General features: G+C 69.6%; 17 protein-coding genes. 6 read left to right on the top strand and 11 right to left on the bottom strand.

Annotated elements, in window-relative coordinates; genetic code table 11:
* Positions 1 to 16 precede the first annotated feature (16 nt).
* Entirely contained in the window at positions 17 to 211 is a 195-nt protein-coding gene (locus tag OHT01_RS38655) for a hypothetical protein (RefSeq protein WP_328557780.1), read from the bottom strand.
* Between OHT01_RS38655 and OHT01_RS38650 the strand changes: the two genes are divergently transcribed.
* On the top strand, positions 210 to 557 hold the full coding sequence (locus OHT01_RS38650; protein ID WP_328557779.1) for a hypothetical protein: 348 nt from the start codon (positions 210 to 212) through the stop codon (positions 555 to 557). The two genes, OHT01_RS38655 and OHT01_RS38650, sit on opposite strands and share 2 nt — an antisense overlap.
* A gap of 126 nt (positions 558 to 683) precedes the next feature.
* Here the strand turns inward: OHT01_RS38650 and OHT01_RS38645 are convergent, their stop codons facing one another.
* Positions 684 to 1415, bottom strand: a complete 732-nt coding sequence (locus OHT01_RS38645; RefSeq protein ID WP_328557778.1) for a dienelactone hydrolase family protein — start codon at positions 1413 to 1415, stop codon at positions 684 to 686.
* Between the two features lie 166 nt (positions 1416 to 1581).
* Positions 1582 to 2097 (bottom strand): GNAT family N-acetyltransferase, encoded by a 516-nt coding sequence (locus OHT01_RS38640; RefSeq protein WP_328557777.1) that lies wholly within the window; start codon positions 2095 to 2097, stop codon positions 1582 to 1584.
* 189 nt (positions 2098 to 2286) lie between these two features.
* Here OHT01_RS38640 and OHT01_RS38635 point away from each other — a divergent pair, with 189 nt between their 5' ends.
* Complete coding sequence (locus OHT01_RS38635; protein WP_328557776.1) at positions 2287 to 3027, top strand: alpha/beta fold hydrolase; 741 nt, start codon at positions 2287 to 2289, stop codon at positions 3025 to 3027.
* Positions 3028 to 3038: 11 nt separating this feature from the next.
* Here the strand turns inward: OHT01_RS38635 and OHT01_RS38630 are convergent, their stop codons facing one another.
* Together OHT01_RS38630 and OHT01_RS38625 are read right to left on the bottom strand one after the other, a co-directional pair.
* Positions 3039 to 3689, bottom strand: coding sequence for a Type 1 glutamine amidotransferase-like domain-containing protein (locus OHT01_RS38630; protein WP_328557775.1), 651 nt, complete (start codon positions 3687 to 3689; stop codon positions 3039 to 3041).
* A gap of 97 nt (positions 3690 to 3786) precedes the next feature.
* Positions 3787 to 4476, bottom strand: a complete 690-nt coding sequence (locus OHT01_RS38625; protein WP_328557774.1) for a hypothetical protein — start codon at positions 4474 to 4476, stop codon at positions 3787 to 3789.
* Positions 4477 to 4777: 301 nt separating this feature from the next.
* Here OHT01_RS38625 and OHT01_RS38620 point away from each other — a divergent pair, with 301 nt between their 5' ends.
* Positions 4778 to 5827, top strand: a complete 1050-nt coding sequence (locus OHT01_RS38620) for a sodium:calcium antiporter (RefSeq protein WP_328557773.1) — start codon at positions 4778 to 4780, stop codon at positions 5825 to 5827.
* Between the two features lie 378 nt (positions 5828 to 6205).
* Here OHT01_RS38620 and OHT01_RS38615 read toward each other — a convergent pair whose 3' ends face one another.
* The 3 genes from OHT01_RS38615 to OHT01_RS38605 all read right to left on the bottom strand — a co-directional run bounded on the left by OHT01_RS38615 (position 6206) and on the right by OHT01_RS38605 (position 8490).
* Positions 6206 to 6730 carry a GNAT family N-acetyltransferase gene (locus OHT01_RS38615; RefSeq protein WP_328557772.1) on the bottom strand — a complete coding sequence of 175 codons (525 nt, stop codon included), beginning with the start codon at positions 6728 to 6730 and terminating at the stop codon, positions 6206 to 6208.
* Between the two features lie 386 nt (positions 6731 to 7116).
* Positions 7117 to 7545 carry a BP74-related protein gene (locus OHT01_RS38610; protein WP_328557771.1) on the bottom strand — a complete coding sequence of 143 codons (429 nt, stop codon included), beginning with the start codon at positions 7543 to 7545 and terminating at the stop codon, positions 7117 to 7119.
* 630 nt (positions 7546 to 8175) lie between these two features.
* Positions 8176 to 8490, bottom strand: a complete 315-nt coding sequence (locus tag OHT01_RS38605; RefSeq protein ID WP_328557770.1) for a hypothetical protein — start codon at positions 8488 to 8490, stop codon at positions 8176 to 8178.
* 486 nt (positions 8491 to 8976) lie between these two features.
* On the opposite strand from OHT01_RS38605, the gene OHT01_RS38600 reads away from it, so the two are divergent.
* A complete protein-coding gene (locus OHT01_RS38600) occupies positions 8977 to 9582 on the top strand; it encodes a chloramphenicol phosphotransferase CPT family protein (protein ID WP_328557769.1) in 606 nt (201 codons plus the stop codon).
* Positions 9583 to 9650: 68 nt separating this feature from the next.
* Here OHT01_RS38600 and OHT01_RS38595 read toward each other — a convergent pair whose 3' ends face one another.
* The 3 genes from OHT01_RS38595 to OHT01_RS38585 all read right to left on the bottom strand — a co-directional run bounded on the left by OHT01_RS38595 (position 9651) and on the right by OHT01_RS38585 (position 13531).
* Positions 9651 to 11102: an amidase gene (locus OHT01_RS38595; RefSeq protein WP_328557768.1), complete on the bottom strand. Its 1452-nt coding sequence runs from the start codon at positions 11100 to 11102 to the stop codon at positions 9651 to 9653.
* Between the two features lie 76 nt (positions 11103 to 11178).
* Positions 11179 to 11823, bottom strand: coding sequence for an HAD-IA family hydrolase (locus OHT01_RS38590; RefSeq protein ID WP_328557767.1), 645 nt, complete (start codon positions 11821 to 11823; stop codon positions 11179 to 11181).
* A 202-nt stretch (positions 11824 to 12025) separates the two neighbouring features.
* Positions 12026 to 13531, bottom strand: coding sequence for a SulP family inorganic anion transporter (locus OHT01_RS38585; RefSeq protein WP_328557766.1), 1506 nt, complete (start codon positions 13529 to 13531; stop codon positions 12026 to 12028).
* A gap of 414 nt (positions 13532 to 13945) precedes the next feature.
* Between OHT01_RS38585 and OHT01_RS38580 the strand changes: the two genes are divergently transcribed.
* Together OHT01_RS38580 and OHT01_RS38575 are read left to right on the top strand one after the other, a co-directional pair.
* Positions 13946 to 14365, top strand: a complete 420-nt coding sequence (locus tag OHT01_RS38580) for a MerR family transcriptional regulator (protein ID WP_328557765.1) — start codon at positions 13946 to 13948, stop codon at positions 14363 to 14365.
* Positions 14366 to 14522: 157 nt separating this feature from the next.
* Entirely contained in the window at positions 14523 to 15320 is a 798-nt protein-coding gene (locus tag OHT01_RS38575) for a maleylpyruvate isomerase family mycothiol-dependent enzyme (RefSeq protein WP_328557764.1), read from the top strand.
* The last annotated feature ends 53 nt before the right edge of the window (positions 15321 to 15373 follow it).

Genomic DNA, 15373 nt, shown 5'->3' with positions numbered 1-15373 from the left:
GCGTTCGCCGGGTGGTTCATCGGGCGACCGGCCCGATGCAGGAGTTGCCGGGGACATCCTGGGGCGCGGCGTAGAGCAGTGACATCTCTCCGCGCTCCGGGGCGTTGGTGAGGAACGTCAGCCGGTTGACGACGTTGGAGCGGGAGTGGTCCGCCGGCGTGGTGCGGGCGATCGCCGGGCCCGCGAGCACCGGCCGGTACCGTGCGGACATGACAGGCAAGCGGCAGCCGTACTGGCGCACCATCGGCACTCCGACGGCTCTCGTGCTCTACCGAACCGTCGACAGATGGCAGTACGCGATCTACTTCACCGAACCGTCGGGAGTCGCCGACGGCGCTCTCGACGATCCCCCGTCCTCGTCCGGGCCCGGTACCGCACAGGCCGCCTGCCACCAGAAGGCCGAAGAGTTTACGCACAGGCGCCTGGAGGTGCTCTGGCGCGAATCCGATCAACGGGATGGGTGGGCCGGCACCGTCACCAGCGCCGGCCCACGTCCACCTGCCCAGCCGGATCAGCGCGTCACTCAACCCGGCGAACCTTCGCGGTCGGAGCAGTAGTGTCCTGTGCCTGAAATCCGGGGGTAGATCCGTCTCGTCTTGGCGGTCGGATTCCCGTCGCCGACCAGGCGGCATTGGCCGTCCGGGACTCAGCCGGAACTACCTCGGAACTTCCGGCACAGGACACTAGAGGTGCGACTCCAGGGCGGCGTAGACCTTGCGCCAGGCGTCCGCGCCGGCCTGTGGGTCGTGGTCGTCCGGGCGGTCCGCACAGGCGAAGCCGTGCCGGGCGCCCGGGTAGGTCACCAGCTCGTGCGGCACCTTCGCCTCGGTGAGCTGCCGCTCGGCCTGCTCCCACTCCTCGGCCGGGATGATGTGGTCCAGCTCGCCGCGAAAGCCCAGCAGGAACGCGCCGCCCGCGGCGATCCGCTCGCTGGTCTCCAGCGGGGGCACCGGACCGACCAGCGGGAAGCCGCTGTTCAGCAGCCAGCCCGGGTAGAAGAGGACCGCCAGCTCGAAGCTCAGCTCGGTCGCCGCCCGGACCGCGATGTGCCCGCCCATGCTCAGTCCGAGGAAGGCCACGCCCCGCTCCCCGGTCTCCGTGCGTGCCGCGGCCAGCGCCGCGGAGGCGTCGGCCACCAACTCGTCCCGGTCCAGGGCGCGCATCAGCACGAGGCCGTCGTCGCGCTCCTCGGCGGAGTACCCGAGTCCGGTGCGACGGGCGCTGCGCCAGTAGTAGTCGGGCGCCAGCGCGACATAGCCGGAGGCCGCCAACTCGGCGCAGGTGTCGCGGACGTAGGCGTTCACTCCGTAGAGCTCCGAGCAGACCACCACGGCGCCCCGCACGTCACCCGCCGGCCGGTGCACATACGCCTCGACGCCGCCCGTTTCACCGAGTGTTTCCCACTGACCGGTCATCAGTCCCCCGTGGTTCCGTCGCTGAATGTCGCCTCGACTCTAGTGTCCTGTGCCTGAAATTCGTGGGTAGATCTCGTCTTGGCGGTCGGATTCCCGTCGCCGACCAGGCAGCATTGGCCGTCCGCGACTCAGCCGGAACTACCTCGGAACTTTCGGCGCAGAACAGCTAGAGACCGTCGAACGGTGCGGCGTACGCGAAAGTGCCGCGCAGTGTCGGGACGTACGCCGAGAGGGTCCGCACCTGGAAGTACTCGCCGTAGCTGGGGTCCGGCGGCGTGATGCCGTACCGCGTGCTGGGGTGGAAGCCGAAACGGCCGTAGTACGCGGGGCTGCCGAGCAGCGCGACGAGCGGCTCCCCGAGCGCGTCCGCCGCGCCGAGCACGGTGTGGACGAGTGCCAGCCCGGCGCCGCGACGCTGATGGTCGGGGCGCACGCTGAGCGGGCCGAGCCCCAGGGCCGGGGCGGCGTCGATGTGCCCCCGGGTACAGACCACATGCCCGACGACCTCACCCCGCTCGTTCACCGCCACGAGCGACAACTCCGGCAACCAGCCCTCGCAGTCGCGCAGTTCGTCCACGAGGACGGCCTCGGCGGGGATCGGGGTCCCCTGCTTGCCGAACGCGGCCGTGGTGACGGAGCGTACAGCTGCGATGTCGGCGGGCGTTTCGCGTCGGATCAGCACCGCCACAGTCTGGGTGCCGGAGTGGCGCCACGCAAAGGAATTTGGGTCCCACCGAACCACCCGGTGTCCGGCGGATCGTGCCGAGCCCGCACGCCGGGCCCGCGGCCCACGAGCGGCTGGAATCTCCCCCAGGGGGAGGTCGTACCGTCCTGAACGACCGCACGGGCGATACTTCGAAAGAGGTCTGTCATGACGACGTTTCTGCTGCTCCCGGGGCTCTTCATGGGCGGCTGGGCCTGGGAGGCGGTGGCCGCCGAGCTGACCGCGCAAGGGCACCGGGCGCTTCCGGTCACCTTGCCCGGCATGGCCGAACGGAGCGGGGAGGACCCGGCGGGCATCGGACTGGGCGAGCACACCGACGCCGTGTCGGAACTGCTCGACACGGCAGGCCCGGGGATTGTGCTGGTGGCGCACAGTTACGCCGTCTTCCCCGCCCTCGCGGCGGCGGACCGGCGTCCCGGACAGGTCTCCCGGGTGGTGTTCGTGGACACCGGCTTCCCGGAGGCGGGTGAGTCCCTCGTGGCGCAGATGCCGCAACTCGGCCTGCTGGAGCGCGCCGTCGGCGGTGTCATCCCGGTGCCCGAGGAGATCCCGGCGGTGCACGCGGTCCCGTCGGCCGAGCTGGAGCGCTACCACCGGCTGGCCACCCCGCAACCGGTCCGGACCGTCACCGAGCCGGTCGAGCTGACCGGTGCGTGGCTCAAGCTCCCGACCACCGGGGTGTTCTGTCGCGCGAACGGCCTCAGCCTGGAGTTCGCCCGCACACTGCACGGTACCGGCCTGCCGCGGTTCGCCAAGCTCGCCGAACCCGGAGTCACCTTCTTCGAACTGGCCACCGGCCACTACCCGATGCTCTCCGCCCCGGTGGAGCTGGCCGACGTCCTGGTGCGCGCCGCGGCAGGCGAGGGCCGCGGCCTGTACGAGGGCTGACCATCCGCCGGTCAGGCAGGGGTGAACAGCTTCCAGTGCCCCTCGGAGACGACTTCCACGGTGCCGTCGGTCACCTTGATGGCGGTGTCGTCGTCGATCGCGTACGCCGGCCCGGCGATCTCGGCCGCCCAGCGCTCCGCGGCGGCCATGGTGTTCTCCGGCAGGTCCGGGTGATCCAGGTGCGGGAAGACCGAGAACCCGACCATCCCGAGCGTACGGTCGTCGCCGGTGGGTGACGTCCAGTCGACGAAGTCCTGCCCGATGCGGGGGGTCAACACCATGCTCCCCGCGCTGAATCCCACGTAGACCATCTCGGGCAGGGAGGGCAGGAGGTCGGCCAGCCCGGACTCCCGCATCCAGTGCCCCAGGTACAGGGCGTCGCCGCCATTCACGAGCAGGACGTCGGCTTCACGGACCCACTGGACCCACCGTTCCTGGTCGATGCTGGGCAGCGCGGTGAGCTCCAGCACGCCCACGGACTTCCACCCCAGATCGGCCCATCGGATGAAACGCCACGGCCCGACCGGTCCGTAGGAGCTGCCGTAACCCGCGGTGGGGATGCAGAGGGCGTTGGACTCGGCGATCGGTCTTCCCAGAAGGTCGACCAGCGCATCCTGGATGGTCGGGTTGCTGATGCCGGCGGACGTGAGAAGGAGCCGCATGACACACATCCTCAACTAACCGTGAAACAAGGGTGGTTGACATCGTACCGCCGGATCTCGTCGGACCGCCTCTCGGGATTCCCGAGCGACCTCGCAGTCAGGACTGACGGCGAACGCGCCGCTCCGTCGATCTCGCCGCCCGGACGCACAGCAGGCCCACCAACGCGAGAACAGCTCCGGCCCCTTCCATGACAGCGGCCGATGACACCGGGGCGTTGAGCAGGACGTAACTGGAGACAAGCAGCACTCCCCCACCGAGTGAGGCACCGAGTCGTGCCACGCTGCCGCGCGGTGACAAGCGCTGATCAGCGCCGAGGAAGGCACCCATGAGGCACCACACCGCACCGGCGAGGGCACCGAGCGCGAAGCCGAGATTCTGGGCGGAGTCCATGGCCGGGGTGTTCTCCGTCGGCGCGCCGAGACCGGCGGCCTCGATCTCGACCACCGATCCGCGCCACCACACCAGGTCGACCGTCTCCCCTTGATGGGCTTCCTCCAGAAGCCTGCTGTCCTTGCCGAGTTCCACCCGTGCGGTGCCTGCACCCGGCGCGAAGGTCAGGGCGTGGGCCGGGGTCCGGCCGCCGATGTCGACGGTCCGCGCGACGGTCGCGACGGTCACTCGTGCGCAGTCCGGGGAGTCGGGTGCCGACGTCGGGCACACATGGGCTCGGGCGAAGTCCGCCTCCAAGGAGAGTGCGCGGACCGCCTCCACACCGGCGAACACCGCGATGCCGAGCAACAGGACACCGGCCGCGCCCACGAACCGCCGCTTCGTTCGGGACGTCACCGCGTACAAGGTCCCACCCCCAGCCACCTGGACATCGTAGCCAGCCGTCGACGAACCGAAAGCACCACAGTCCCCCCGGCCGCCGACCGATCCTGGACCGTCGCCCGGAGGACCGGTCGCCGACACACTGGAGATTTCGGGTTCCCGGAGACCCGGCTCGCGTCGGGCGAAGATACGGGTGGCGAGACCTTCGACCCTTCGCCGGCGACGTGCACGCGTGTCGGCTGGGTCGAAGCCGCCGACACCCCTCTTCGCGGTTGTTGGCGACGCTCCGCCGGAACGGGAAGGCTGAGCGGGACTCGTGATCCATTTCGTACTGCTGATCGTCTGCGCGGTGGCGATCTACCTCTCCTGCGAGTGGTTCGTCAATGCCGTGGAGTGGCTGGGCGAACGCCTCAACGTCGGGAGGATGGCGGTCGGCACGGTCCTCGCCGCCTTCGGGACCGCTCTGCCCGAGTCCGTGGTGACGCTGGTCGCCGTGACCACCGGCGCCACCGACGAGGCCAAGGACATCGGCGTGGGGGCGGCGATGGGTGGGCCACTGGCCCTGTCCACGATCGCCTACGGCGTGACCGGGGCGATGCTGCTGCTCAAACGCCGCCGGGACAGCATCGCCGCCGTCGCCGAAGGGGGCACGGCTCCCGCCGGTCCACCGGGCGCGGCAGCCGTGGGCAGCGCCGAGGACATGAAGCGGCTGGCGAAGGATCAGAAGTGGTTCCTGCCGATCTTCGCCGTGAAGGTGACGCTCGGGCTGGTCGCGTTCGCGTTCAAGCCCGTCCTCGGCCTGCTCTTCTTCGGCGCCTACGCCGTCTACTTCTGGCGGGAGATCCGCGGCGGCGACGACCAGGACGACGAGGGCCCGGAGCTGGAACCACTGAAGTTCCAGCCCAAGGCCGCGTCCCCCGCCACCTGGGCGGTAGCCACGCAGACCGCCCTGACCCTGGTCGTCATCTTCTTCGCCTCGCAGCTCTTCGTGAAGCAACTGGACGCGATCGGCCCGATGCTGGGCCTTTCGGCCGCGGTCACCGCGCTGCTGTTGTCCCCTGTCGCGACGGAGCTGCCGGAAATCATGAACGCGGTGATCTGGGTCCGCCAGGGCAAGACACAGCTCGCGCTGGCGAACATCTCAGGCGCCATGATGATCCAGGCCACAGTGCCTTCCGGGCTCGGTCTGCTCTTCACCCGCTGGGAGTTCGACGCGGCCCTGCTGTGGTCCGGGCTGATCACCATGGCCGCGATCGTCTATCTCCTGGCCACCATGCGAGCCCAGAGGCTCACCCCCGCGCGCCTCACCCTGACAGCCGCCTTCTACGTGCTCTTCGCACTCGGCCTCATCCCGATCCTCGCCTGACCGACCGCGCCTCTCGACGGCTCGGGGTCGGCGCGCCCGGTGAGGCGTTCCAGGCCCGTACGGCCAAGAACTCCTCAGTCGCGCTGGACGAACTCCCCAAACGCCCGCCCAAGGAGGTCAGTGTGTCGACCTGGCTGTGGGCGGCACCGAAACGGTCGCCGTCATCGCCGTGATGATCGTCGGCTACTGGTTCTCCGACGCCATCGCCCGCGCTGAACCACTTCAGTTGCGGCCACGCCCAGCAAGGACGGCATCGTGCTCGTCCCCGCCTCCGGACGGCCCGTCGGTGCCGCAACACCCTGCCCCGTCGTCGGCCACCGCGGCATCGGACGAGACACCTGCCTCGGCCGACGCGGTGAAGCCTGCTCGGAAGTGACGCTACTGAATTTCGATCCAGTAGCGCCGGGCGGCGCCGGACCCGGTGTCCCGGACGTCTTCCAGGACACCGCCGTGACGCTCGATCGTCCTCGCCGAGGCGACGTTGTCGATCGCGCAGATCAGCAGTACCCGATCCAACCGGAACGACCGAGCCTCGTCGAGCATCCGTCCCAGCGCCCACGTCGCGAGTCCGCGTCGGCGCGCGGACAACCGGATGCCGTAACCGATGTGACCCATCGTCAGCAGGGCATCATCGAGCCCGTGTCGCAGCGCGATGCCGCCCAGCACCCTGCCGTCCTCCACGATCCATCGATACACGCAATTCATCCGGCGGCCCTCGTGGGGGCCAACCGGAGTCGACTCGGCCGACAGCCGTGTCACCCAGGCCGCGAACCCGGCCGCCGAGTCGACCTCGTCAGAGGGCAACAGCCCGAATCCGTCCTCGTGGACGCCGGGCCCCCACTCTTCATGCGCCTCGCGCCAGGCGGAATGCAGGCGGACGGTCGGCACGATCAGTTCAGGCATACGACGACGGTATCGGCGCAGCCGATCACGATCCAGGCCCGCAGGCGTCTGCCAGCGGCGGCTGAGTGGGCGTGCGATCCCAACGGGGACCATCGTGGCGAGAACCCAGCCGACGGCGAACGCAGAACGGACACCGACGAGGAAGGGGCAGCGGGCACACGGCCACCCAGCTTACTGGATCGGATAGGCGCCCCTCCCCTGTGGCGTCCGCCCGTAGGCCGATGCCGCGCAGGAGGGGACACCCGATGGCCGACCACTGTCAGTTTCGTGGCGGCCGGTTCGTCAGGAAGTCCGTCCGGGTGGGCGAGTCGGCCGACTGATGGTCGAACGTCGGCGGACGGTCCCGGACGGCTTCACCGTTCGAAGCCCGTGGGCCCCGAACCCGGTCAGGCGGGGGTGACTTCTGCCGTCAGGCGACCCGACCAGGGGCACCAGTAGAGGCCGGGGAGGAAGGGGCCACCGGCTTCGTCGAGGTGGTCCTCCACGTAGGGGATGGTGGAGTCGCAGACCTCGATGGCCCCGTCGGCGAAGCTGACGGTGTCGGGGTTGAAGTGGAAGTCCCACTGGGGGTTGTAGGGGGCCGCGCGCTTGATGATCCGGCCGATGACGATCTTCTGTTCGCCGTTCTTGACGATCTCGCGGGCTTCCTTGATGACTTCCGGCCTGGTGATCTCGATGACGAAGTTGTGGCCGGTGATGTCCCGCATGTTGAAGTACGCGGCGTCGCCGGCGGCTCCGGCCTGGGTGGTCTGGCCCATGGTCAGAGCGAGCAGGGTGACCGCGAGAGTGCCGATCCGGGTGGTGATACGTCGCATGGGAGGCAGCTCCGTGCCTGGGGTCGTGACACTCACGACCGTTCATCACGCAAAGTAGCCGACTGAATACACGTTGTAAACGATCATGCTTGGCCCGCCTCCCGTGATCCTCGCAATGTCGGGCCTGGGCGTGGCCTGCTCCTCCGCATTCCCGTGAATCCGCAGCTCAGGGGCAGGAAATGAGGGATCGTTTCGGCAGCGTGTCGTCTGCCGCAGCGAGCGGGGGGCAGGACGGGACGGTCAGAGGGTGTCCTGTTGTCAGGCCCGGCACCCGCTCCGCGAAGCGCCTTCTGCCATCCCCGCAACAAAACCAGAGCGATACCCTCCCCTGGCCCGGCGAGCCGCCCGCCCTCTTCCGACAGTCGGAAGATCCGCCCGGCCGACGTGCGGACAGCGGCTCCTTGACCAACAGCGCCAGCCGTACCAGGGGCACGGGCCCCCGGTACGGCCTGCCTGTGATCACGTCGAGGTCGTGACGCTCGCGAGGCCGGGCCTCGATGAGTACGTCGACCTGGTCCTGCCCTTCGTGAATCCCCAGAAGCGAAGACTCCGGGCGCGGCCGCAGTGACTGAACCGCCGCAGAGACCAAGGGACTTGAAGACCTGGCCACCCGGAGCCTCCGTCGGCCCGCTACTTGGTCGGGCGGCCACCCTCCAACTCCCGCCGCCTGGCGGCCAATGCCCTAGCCAGCACCTTCGCCCGGTAGGGGTTCCCGGCGTCGAGGGCCGTGGCCACTGTCACCGCCTCGTCGAGCAGGACCAGCCGTCGCTCGGGCAACTCCCTCACCAAGGGCGACGCGCTGGCCTCAACCAGCACATACGCCAGCTTCGACCCGTACACCTCAGGCTCGACCTGCGTCAGAAGGCGGTAGATCCACAGCCCCTCCACACCGCGTACCACCCGCCTGTTGGCGCTGAGCAGCTTGACCCTCGCCAGTACGACCATGTCCCGATCCACCGATCCCCCTTCGTTCCCCCACTCCTGACCCGCGCCCGTCCCACGACGGGACAGCACAGCGAACGCGCCGGCAGCCGAGAACGGATGCCGGCACGAACGCCGGAGAGTGGATGACGACGAGTCTGCGGGCGGACCACCACCTGCGACAAGGCCGAACGGACGTGCGCTCCGTCCTACCGAAACCGCCTCCGAACAGGCATGATGGACCTGACACTCCCCCAGACTCGGCCCGACGGACCACATGCTCGTGAGGCACTTCGTGAATCCGGGCTTCGCAGAGTGCACGACACAGGTCACTGTGATGCCGAGTGCCTCTACAATGCCTGCTGAAGGCACGGATGTTGCGTGGTCCCCTGTCGACTCGTTCCGCACGAATCGCTCTCCAGCGCCGGAGGCGGCGGAATCGGCGGAATCGGCGGAATCGGCGAATGCTCAGGCGGCACCCCGGAACAACCGCCGTGTGATCATGCCCGTATGACAGCCGGCCGCATCATCTTCCTGAACGGCACGTCCAGTTCGGGGAAGTCGAGCATCGCCCGCGAACTGCTCGACGTTCTCGACGACGGTGTCTTCTTCCATCTGGCGGTGGACAACTTCAACGCCATGCGCACCAAGCGGGTCCTTCGCCCGGAGGAACTCGACACGGCGCTGCGCCGGACCCGGATGGGCTTCCACCGCTCGATCGCGGCCATGGCCGAGGTGGGCAACGATGTCGTCGTCGACCACGTTCTCAGCGAACCGTGGCGCCTGCTCGACTGCCTGTCGGTCCTGCGCCCCGAGGACGTCCTGTTCGTGGGTGTCCACTGTCCTCTGGACGAACTCACCCGTCGTGAACAGGCCCGCGGAGACCGCCCGTCGGGTCTCGCCGCGCACCAGTACGACCTCGTCCACCGTCACGGCGACTACGACCTGGAGTGCGACACCAGCACGGCGAGCCCGCGCGAATGCGCCGAAAGGATCAAGGATTTCCTTCCCCGCCTTCCGCGCCGCACCGCCTTCGCCCGCCTCCACGACCGCTACTTGACGGACCACGACGGGCCGGGAGTCTTCGATCAGGGCCCGCCGTCGGCCCAGGTATGAGTCGATCGGACCCGCTCGGCGCCGAAGGTGTCCTGGCGGAGTGACGACGAACGCCCCTCAGGTCGCCGCTACTTCGGCGCCTGGAAGCCGCCGATCCTCTCTTCGAGCAGTTCAGCCAGCCGCAACGGCGTGCGGTCCTCGGACAGCGGGCCGATGAGCTGTACTCCCACCGGGAGCCCTTCGGAGGACCGGCCGGCCGGGACGGCGGTGGCGGGCAGGCCGGGCATGGTCGCCAGACCGGCCCAGACGAGCTGGTCCAAGTACGGGTACTCGACGCCGTCGATGTCGATCCGGCGTTCCAACAGATCGGGGTTGTGGTCGTGCGGGAACGCCGGGGTCGGCGTGATCGGACACACCACGGCGTCGAACTCGGCGAACAGCAGCCGCCAGCCGTGGCGGTGGGCCTCGCGACGGTTGTTCGCCTCGATCCAGTCGCGGTGGCTGAACACCATGCCGCGCAGCCGCACCGCGGCGAGACTCCGATCGTGTGGGCTCAACCCGGCGGCGCGGGTCCGCAGTTGCTCGTACGCCTCGACGGGAAAACGCGCGACGGAGCTCGAAAACAGCAACTGCGTGTAGAGCGTCGCGGCTTCGGTCAGATCGGGCAGCAGTGGGCTGTGCCGTTCGACGCGGGCGCCGCCGTCGACCAGCGCGTCGGCCACCCGGTTCACGCCCGCCCGCACCGCGGATCCGGTCGGAATGAGCGGATGCTCGTCGAGGACCAGGACCCGGAAGTCGCGCAGCCGATCGTGGCGCGCGGGAGGCAGGGTCATGCGGTGCGCCACGCCGAACGTCAGTGGGTCCGGTCCGGCCATGACGTCGAGCAGCAGCGTGAGGTCGCGGGCGGAGCGTGCCATCGGACCGACGACGGCTAGGTCGAGGTCGACCGGCAACGCGGGCTCGGACGGCGGGACCATACCGCGGCTCGCGGCCAGCCCGAGTGTCGGCTTGTGGGCGTAGACACCGCAGAAATGCGCGGGGGTGCGCAGCGAACCGCCGATGTCGGAGCCGATGGACAGCGCGCCGAACCCGGACGCCAGGGCGGCCGCCGATCCACCGGAGGATCCGCCCGAGGTGCGACCGTGATCCCACGGGTTGTTGGTGGTGCCGTGGAGTTCGTTGAAGCTCTGCACATCTCGCAGCCCCAACGGCACATTGGTCTTGCCGAGCACCACCGCCCCGGCGGCCTTGAGCCGCGACACCTGTACCGCGTCCTCGGCCGGCACGTAGTCGCGGTGTTGCGGCATGCCCCAGGTGGTGGGCAGCCCGGCGATGTTGTAGGACTCCTTGACCGTCACCGGAATGCCGAGCAACGGCCTGTCCTCACCTCGGGCGCGCGCCTGGTCGGCCCCGCGCGCGGCGGCCCGTGCACGGTCGAAGTCCGGCACGCAGATCGCGTTGATCTCCTTGTCGTCCCGCTCGATGCGGGTGATCGCCTCGTCGGTCAGTTCCGCCGAGGTCACCTCACCGGCGCGTAGGGCAGCGGCGAGTTCCTCGGCAGTCCGAAGGTTCCAGTCCATGAATCCGACCGTACCGACCTCGGGGACAGGTCATGAAATGTCGCTTGGCACAAGGGAATTGGCGTCTCAGTACGCGTCATCCCGCGACGCGGCGCAGCAGGGGGGCGAGTGCTGTGCGTACATCGTCGAGGTGGCGGTAGTGGAGACCGGTCATGCCCACCTCGCGAGCCGCCGTGACGTTCTCCGCGATGTCGTCGATGAACAAGCAGCGTTCCACGGTCGTCCGGACGCGTGCGGCGGCGATGCGGTAGATCTCGGGGTCGGGTTTCACGACGCCGACGCGGGCGGTGTTCACCACCGTGTGCGCGAGGGTGTCCAGTCCCTGGCGGGCGAGGTCCTGTTCCAGTCGCGTGGTTCCGTTGGAGACCAGGGCCACGGGGACGAGGTCGCGGACTCGCGTGAGCAGGGCCACCAGTTCGAGGTTCACGACCGGGGTCCGGTCGGCCCAGGCGGTCACGGCGGCGCGGGCCCGCTTCAGGGAGCCGCAGGTCTCGGCGAGGTCCGCGACCACGTTGGACCGCCACTGCTCGTCGGTGATCTCACCGGTGATGGCGGGGAGGACGCGAGCGGGCGCGAAGGCCGCGGCGGCGAGGGAGCCGGAAGGCAGCCCGTGCGTCTGCTCGATCTCGGTGTCGGCGGGCCAATGCCGCAGTACGCCGTCGACGTCGCACAACACGGCGGCACAGGGCAGGGACGAGGTGGTCGGGCGATTGGCGGTCACGCCGTAAGTCTTGCTCCCCCGGCACCCGTTCGGGAAGGTCGTCCGGCCAGGGCGACGGGGCGCACGGGCGCACCGCGGTGGCACGTCAGCGATCAGGGCGACAAGACCCAGCGGGCAGACCACCTCCGGGTGGCTGCGGTCCGGTGTCGGGCCGTCCGGGACCACAGGGTCGGGGACGGCCCGTGCGGGTGGCGCGGACGGGTCAGTGGCCGGCGGTGAGTTCGCCGCTGAGGCTCTCGTGGATCCGGGCACTCGGTTTGTTCAGGCCGATGATCTCGACGGACTTGCCGCGCTGCGCGTACTTGGCCTCGATCGCGTCCAGGGCCGCGACGGAGGAGGCGTCCCAGACGTGGGCATCGGTGAGGTCGATGACGACCTTGTCCGGGTCGGCGGCGTAGTCGAAGCGGCCGACGAGATCGTTGGAGGAGGCGAAGAACAGTTCGCCGCTCACCGCGTAGACGACGGTGGCTCCGTCGGGGTCGGTGACCGCTGTGACGTCGGCGAGGCGGGCGACACGGTTGGCGAAGATGACCATGGCGGTGATCGTGCCGGCGACGACGCCGATGGCGAGGTTGTGGGTGGCGACCACGACCGCCACGGTGAGCACCATGACGGTGATCTCCCCCGCCGGCATCCGCCGCAGCGTCCTGGGCGCGATGGAGTGCCAGTCGAACGTGGCGAAGCAGACCATCACCATCACCGCGACCAGGGCAGCCATGGGGATGTGGGAGACGACCGGTCCGAAGACGATGCACAACACCATGAGGAACGAGCCGGCCAGGAAGGTCGACAGGCGGGTACGAGCGCCGGAGACCCGTACGTTGATCATCGTCTGGCCGATCATGGCGCAGCCGCCCATACCGCCGAGGAAGCCGGTGACGATGTTGGCGATGCCCTGGCCGATCGACTCGCGGGTCTTGTTGGAGCGCGTGTCGGTGATGTCGTCGACGAGCTTGGCCGTCATCAGCGACTCCATGAGGCCGACCAGGGCCATGGCGAACGCGTAGGGAGCGACGGTGGTCAGGGTGTCCGTCGTGAACGGCACGTCGGGCAGACCGGGGTGGGGCAGGGAGGACGGCAGGTCGCCCTTGTCGCCCACGGTCGGGACGGCGATCCCGGCGGCGACCGTGATCAAGGTGAGGGTCACGATGGACACGAGGGGCGCCGGGATCACCTTGGTGACCTTCGGGAAGAGCACCAGGAGGGCCAGTCCGGCGATGATCAGCGGGTAGACGGGCCAGGGGACGCCGTGCATCTCGGGGACCTGTGCCATGAAGATCAGGATGGCCAGGGCGTTCACGAAGCCGACCATCACGCTGCGCGGCACGAACCGCATCAGTTTCGCGACGCCGAGGACACCGAGCACGATCTGGAAGACACCGGCCAGGATGACGGCGGCGATCAGGTAGCCGAAGCCGTGCTCGCGGTTGAGCGGGGCGATGACGAGGGCGACGGCGCCGGTCGCGGCGGAGATCATCGCGCGTCGGCCGCCGACGACCGAGATCGTCACGGCCATCGTGAACGAGGCGAACAGGCCGATGGCCGGGTCCACTCCGGCGATGATCGAGAACGAGATCGCCTCGGGGATCAGCGCGAGCGCGACGACCAGACCGGCCAGAACCTCCGTGCGCCAGACCCTCGGGTCGGACAGCCAGTCGGGGCGCAGGCCGCGCAGTCGAGCGGCCGGAGAGGGTGCGGACGTGGACAAGGGCGACTACCTGTCGTACTCGGGCACGCCGGACCGCCGTGGCGGCATGCGGGAAGGGTTCGGAGGGGGTTGGGCGGCCGTACGCAGTAAGGGGTTGGGCGGCCGCGCGTAGCGAGGCGAAGCGGTCGGCGGCAGACGCGCGTCCGGGCGGGGCCCGGACGCGCGCGGATCGCGACGGGCCGACGGCGGCGCGCGGCATCGGCGTACGGACACGCCTCGTGCGCGGACATCGGTCCTCGTCGGGGACATCGGCGGCCCCGGTACGGCTGACGGACGCAGGTTCCGTGATTCCGCACCGTACGAGGGGGGACGGTCCGGAGCCGACCCCGACGATCACTCACTCTACCCTAACGTTAGAGTAGAGATCGGCGCCTGGGGTCGATGGCCTCGGCGAGAGGAGAGGGAGGTGTCCGCGTGAGCGGTGAGCACATGCAGATCGGCGAAGTTGCCATGCGCACCGAGCTGTCGCTGCGCACCATCCGGCACTATGAGGAGACCGGTCTGGTGGCTCCCTCCGCCCGCTCCCAGGGCGGCTTCCGCCTCTACACCGAGGCGGACGTGGCCCGCCTCATGGTCATCCGCCGGATGAAGCCACTCGGCTTCACCCTGGACGAGATGCGCGACCTGCTGGACGTCACCGACCGCCTCGACTCCGACGGAGAGCTGTCCGCCGACGAGCGCGCTGCGCTCAGGGGCCGTCTGAAGGCGTACGAGCAGGCCGCCGCCCAGAAGATCGAGGATCTGCGGATGCAGTTGGCCCGCGCCGAGGAATTCGCCGGCACGCTGCGTACCCGCCTGGATCACACACAGCCGGACATCCCCCGTGCCGGCTGACACCTGCCCGGTAGCGCCCTCCGCCGTCGGCGCGGCCCGGGACGAACGATCTGAGGCGCCGTGCCGCGCTGCGGCTCCCCGTCTCCGTCCGCACCCGCGTCCGCGTCTCAACGGTGCACGCGAACCGCACGACCGCACTCAGAAAGGCCATTGACCCATGACCACCTCGGACCACACCGGCCACGTCCGCTTTCACGCCCCCGTCGACCACCGTTCGGCGGTCGCGGCGGAGACCGCGCGGTTCGTCGCCGCGGTGAAGGACGCCGACCTCGCCGCTTCGGTGCCCAGTTGCCCCGGCTGGACGCTGGCCGAACTGGTCAAGCACGCCGGCAGCGTCCAGCGCTGGTTCTCGGTCCTCCTGCGGGCGCGCATCCAGGAACCCCCGCGCACGCGCGACGTGGACCTGCGGCTCCCGGACTCCGAGAGCGGATACGTCCAGTGGCTGGGCGAGAGCGCGACCGTGGCCGCGGAGGCGTTCGCGGCCACCGACCCGGACCTGCCGATGTGGGCGTGGGGTGTCGACCAGCACGCCCGCTTCTGGGCGCGCAGGATGCTCTTCGAGACGCTGCTGCACCGGGCCGACGCCGAACTCGCCCTGGGTCGTCGGCCCGCGATCGACCGGGCGCTCGCCGCAGACGGCATCGACGAGTTCCTCGTCAACCTTCCCTCGGCCGCCTTCTTCGCTCCCCAGGTGGCCGACCTGCGCGGCGCCGACAAGAGCATCGCCTTCCGGACGACGGACGGGGACGACGCGTGGCTCGTCCGCCTGCGGCCCGACGGCTTCGGGCTCGACACGGCCCGGCCCACCGCGGACACCGCCGACGCGACCGTCCACGGAACCGCGGCCGACCTGCTGCTGCTCGTGTACGGCCGCCTGCCCTACACCGCACAGGCCCTCACGTACGAAGGCGACGAGCACCTGCTGACCCACTGGTTCGCCAACTCCTCGTTCTGACGTGGTGGCCCCGTTCTCCCAGGCACCGTGAGGCCGACCCGGGCAACGCTCGT

It is taken from the genome of Streptomyces sp. NBC_00358 (assembly GCF_036099295.1).
Classification (GTDB): Bacteria; Actinomycetota; Actinomycetes; order Streptomycetales; family Streptomycetaceae; genus Streptomyces.
Note: the sequence above shows the minus strand (reverse complement) of the source record. Positions and strands in the feature narration are given on the sequence as shown.

Bases quoted from the DNA above. Each gene is read 5' to 3' on its own strand.
- OHT01_RS38650 (WP_328557779.1), top strand. From the start codon at position 210: ATGACAGGCAAGCGGCAGCCGTACTGGCGCACCATCGGCACTCCGACG.
- OHT01_RS38655 (WP_328557780.1), bottom strand. From the start codon at position 211: ATGTCCGCACGGTACCGGCCGGTGCTCGCGGGCCCGGCGATCGCCCGC.
- OHT01_RS38645 (WP_328557778.1), bottom strand. From the start codon at position 1,415: ATGACCGGTCAGTGGGAAACACTCGGTGAAACGGGCGGCGTCGAGGCG.
- OHT01_RS38635 (WP_328557776.1), top strand. From the start codon at position 2,287: ATGACGACGTTTCTGCTGCTCCCGGGGCTCTTCATGGGCGGCTGGGCC.
- OHT01_RS38630 (WP_328557775.1), bottom strand. From the start codon at position 3,689: ATGCGGCTCCTTCTCACGTCCGCCGGCATCAGCAACCCGACCATCCAG.
- OHT01_RS38615 (WP_328557772.1), bottom strand. From the start codon at position 6,730: ATGCCTGAACTGATCGTGCCGACCGTCCGCCTGCATTCCGCCTGGCGC.
- OHT01_RS38610 (WP_328557771.1), bottom strand. From the start codon at position 7,545: ATGCGACGTATCACCACCCGGATCGGCACTCTCGCGGTCACCCTGCTC.
- OHT01_RS38605 (WP_328557770.1), bottom strand. From the start codon at position 8,490: ATGGTCGTACTGGCGAGGGTCAAGCTGCTCAGCGCCAACAGGCGGGTG.
- OHT01_RS38600 (WP_328557769.1), top strand. From the start codon at position 8,977: ATGACAGCCGGCCGCATCATCTTCCTGAACGGCACGTCCAGTTCGGGG.
- OHT01_RS38595 (WP_328557768.1), bottom strand. From the start codon at position 11,102: ATGGACTGGAACCTTCGGACTGCCGAGGAACTCGCCGCTGCCCTACGC.
- OHT01_RS38575 (WP_328557764.1), top strand. From the start codon at position 14,523: ATGACCACCTCGGACCACACCGGCCACGTCCGCTTTCACGCCCCCGTC.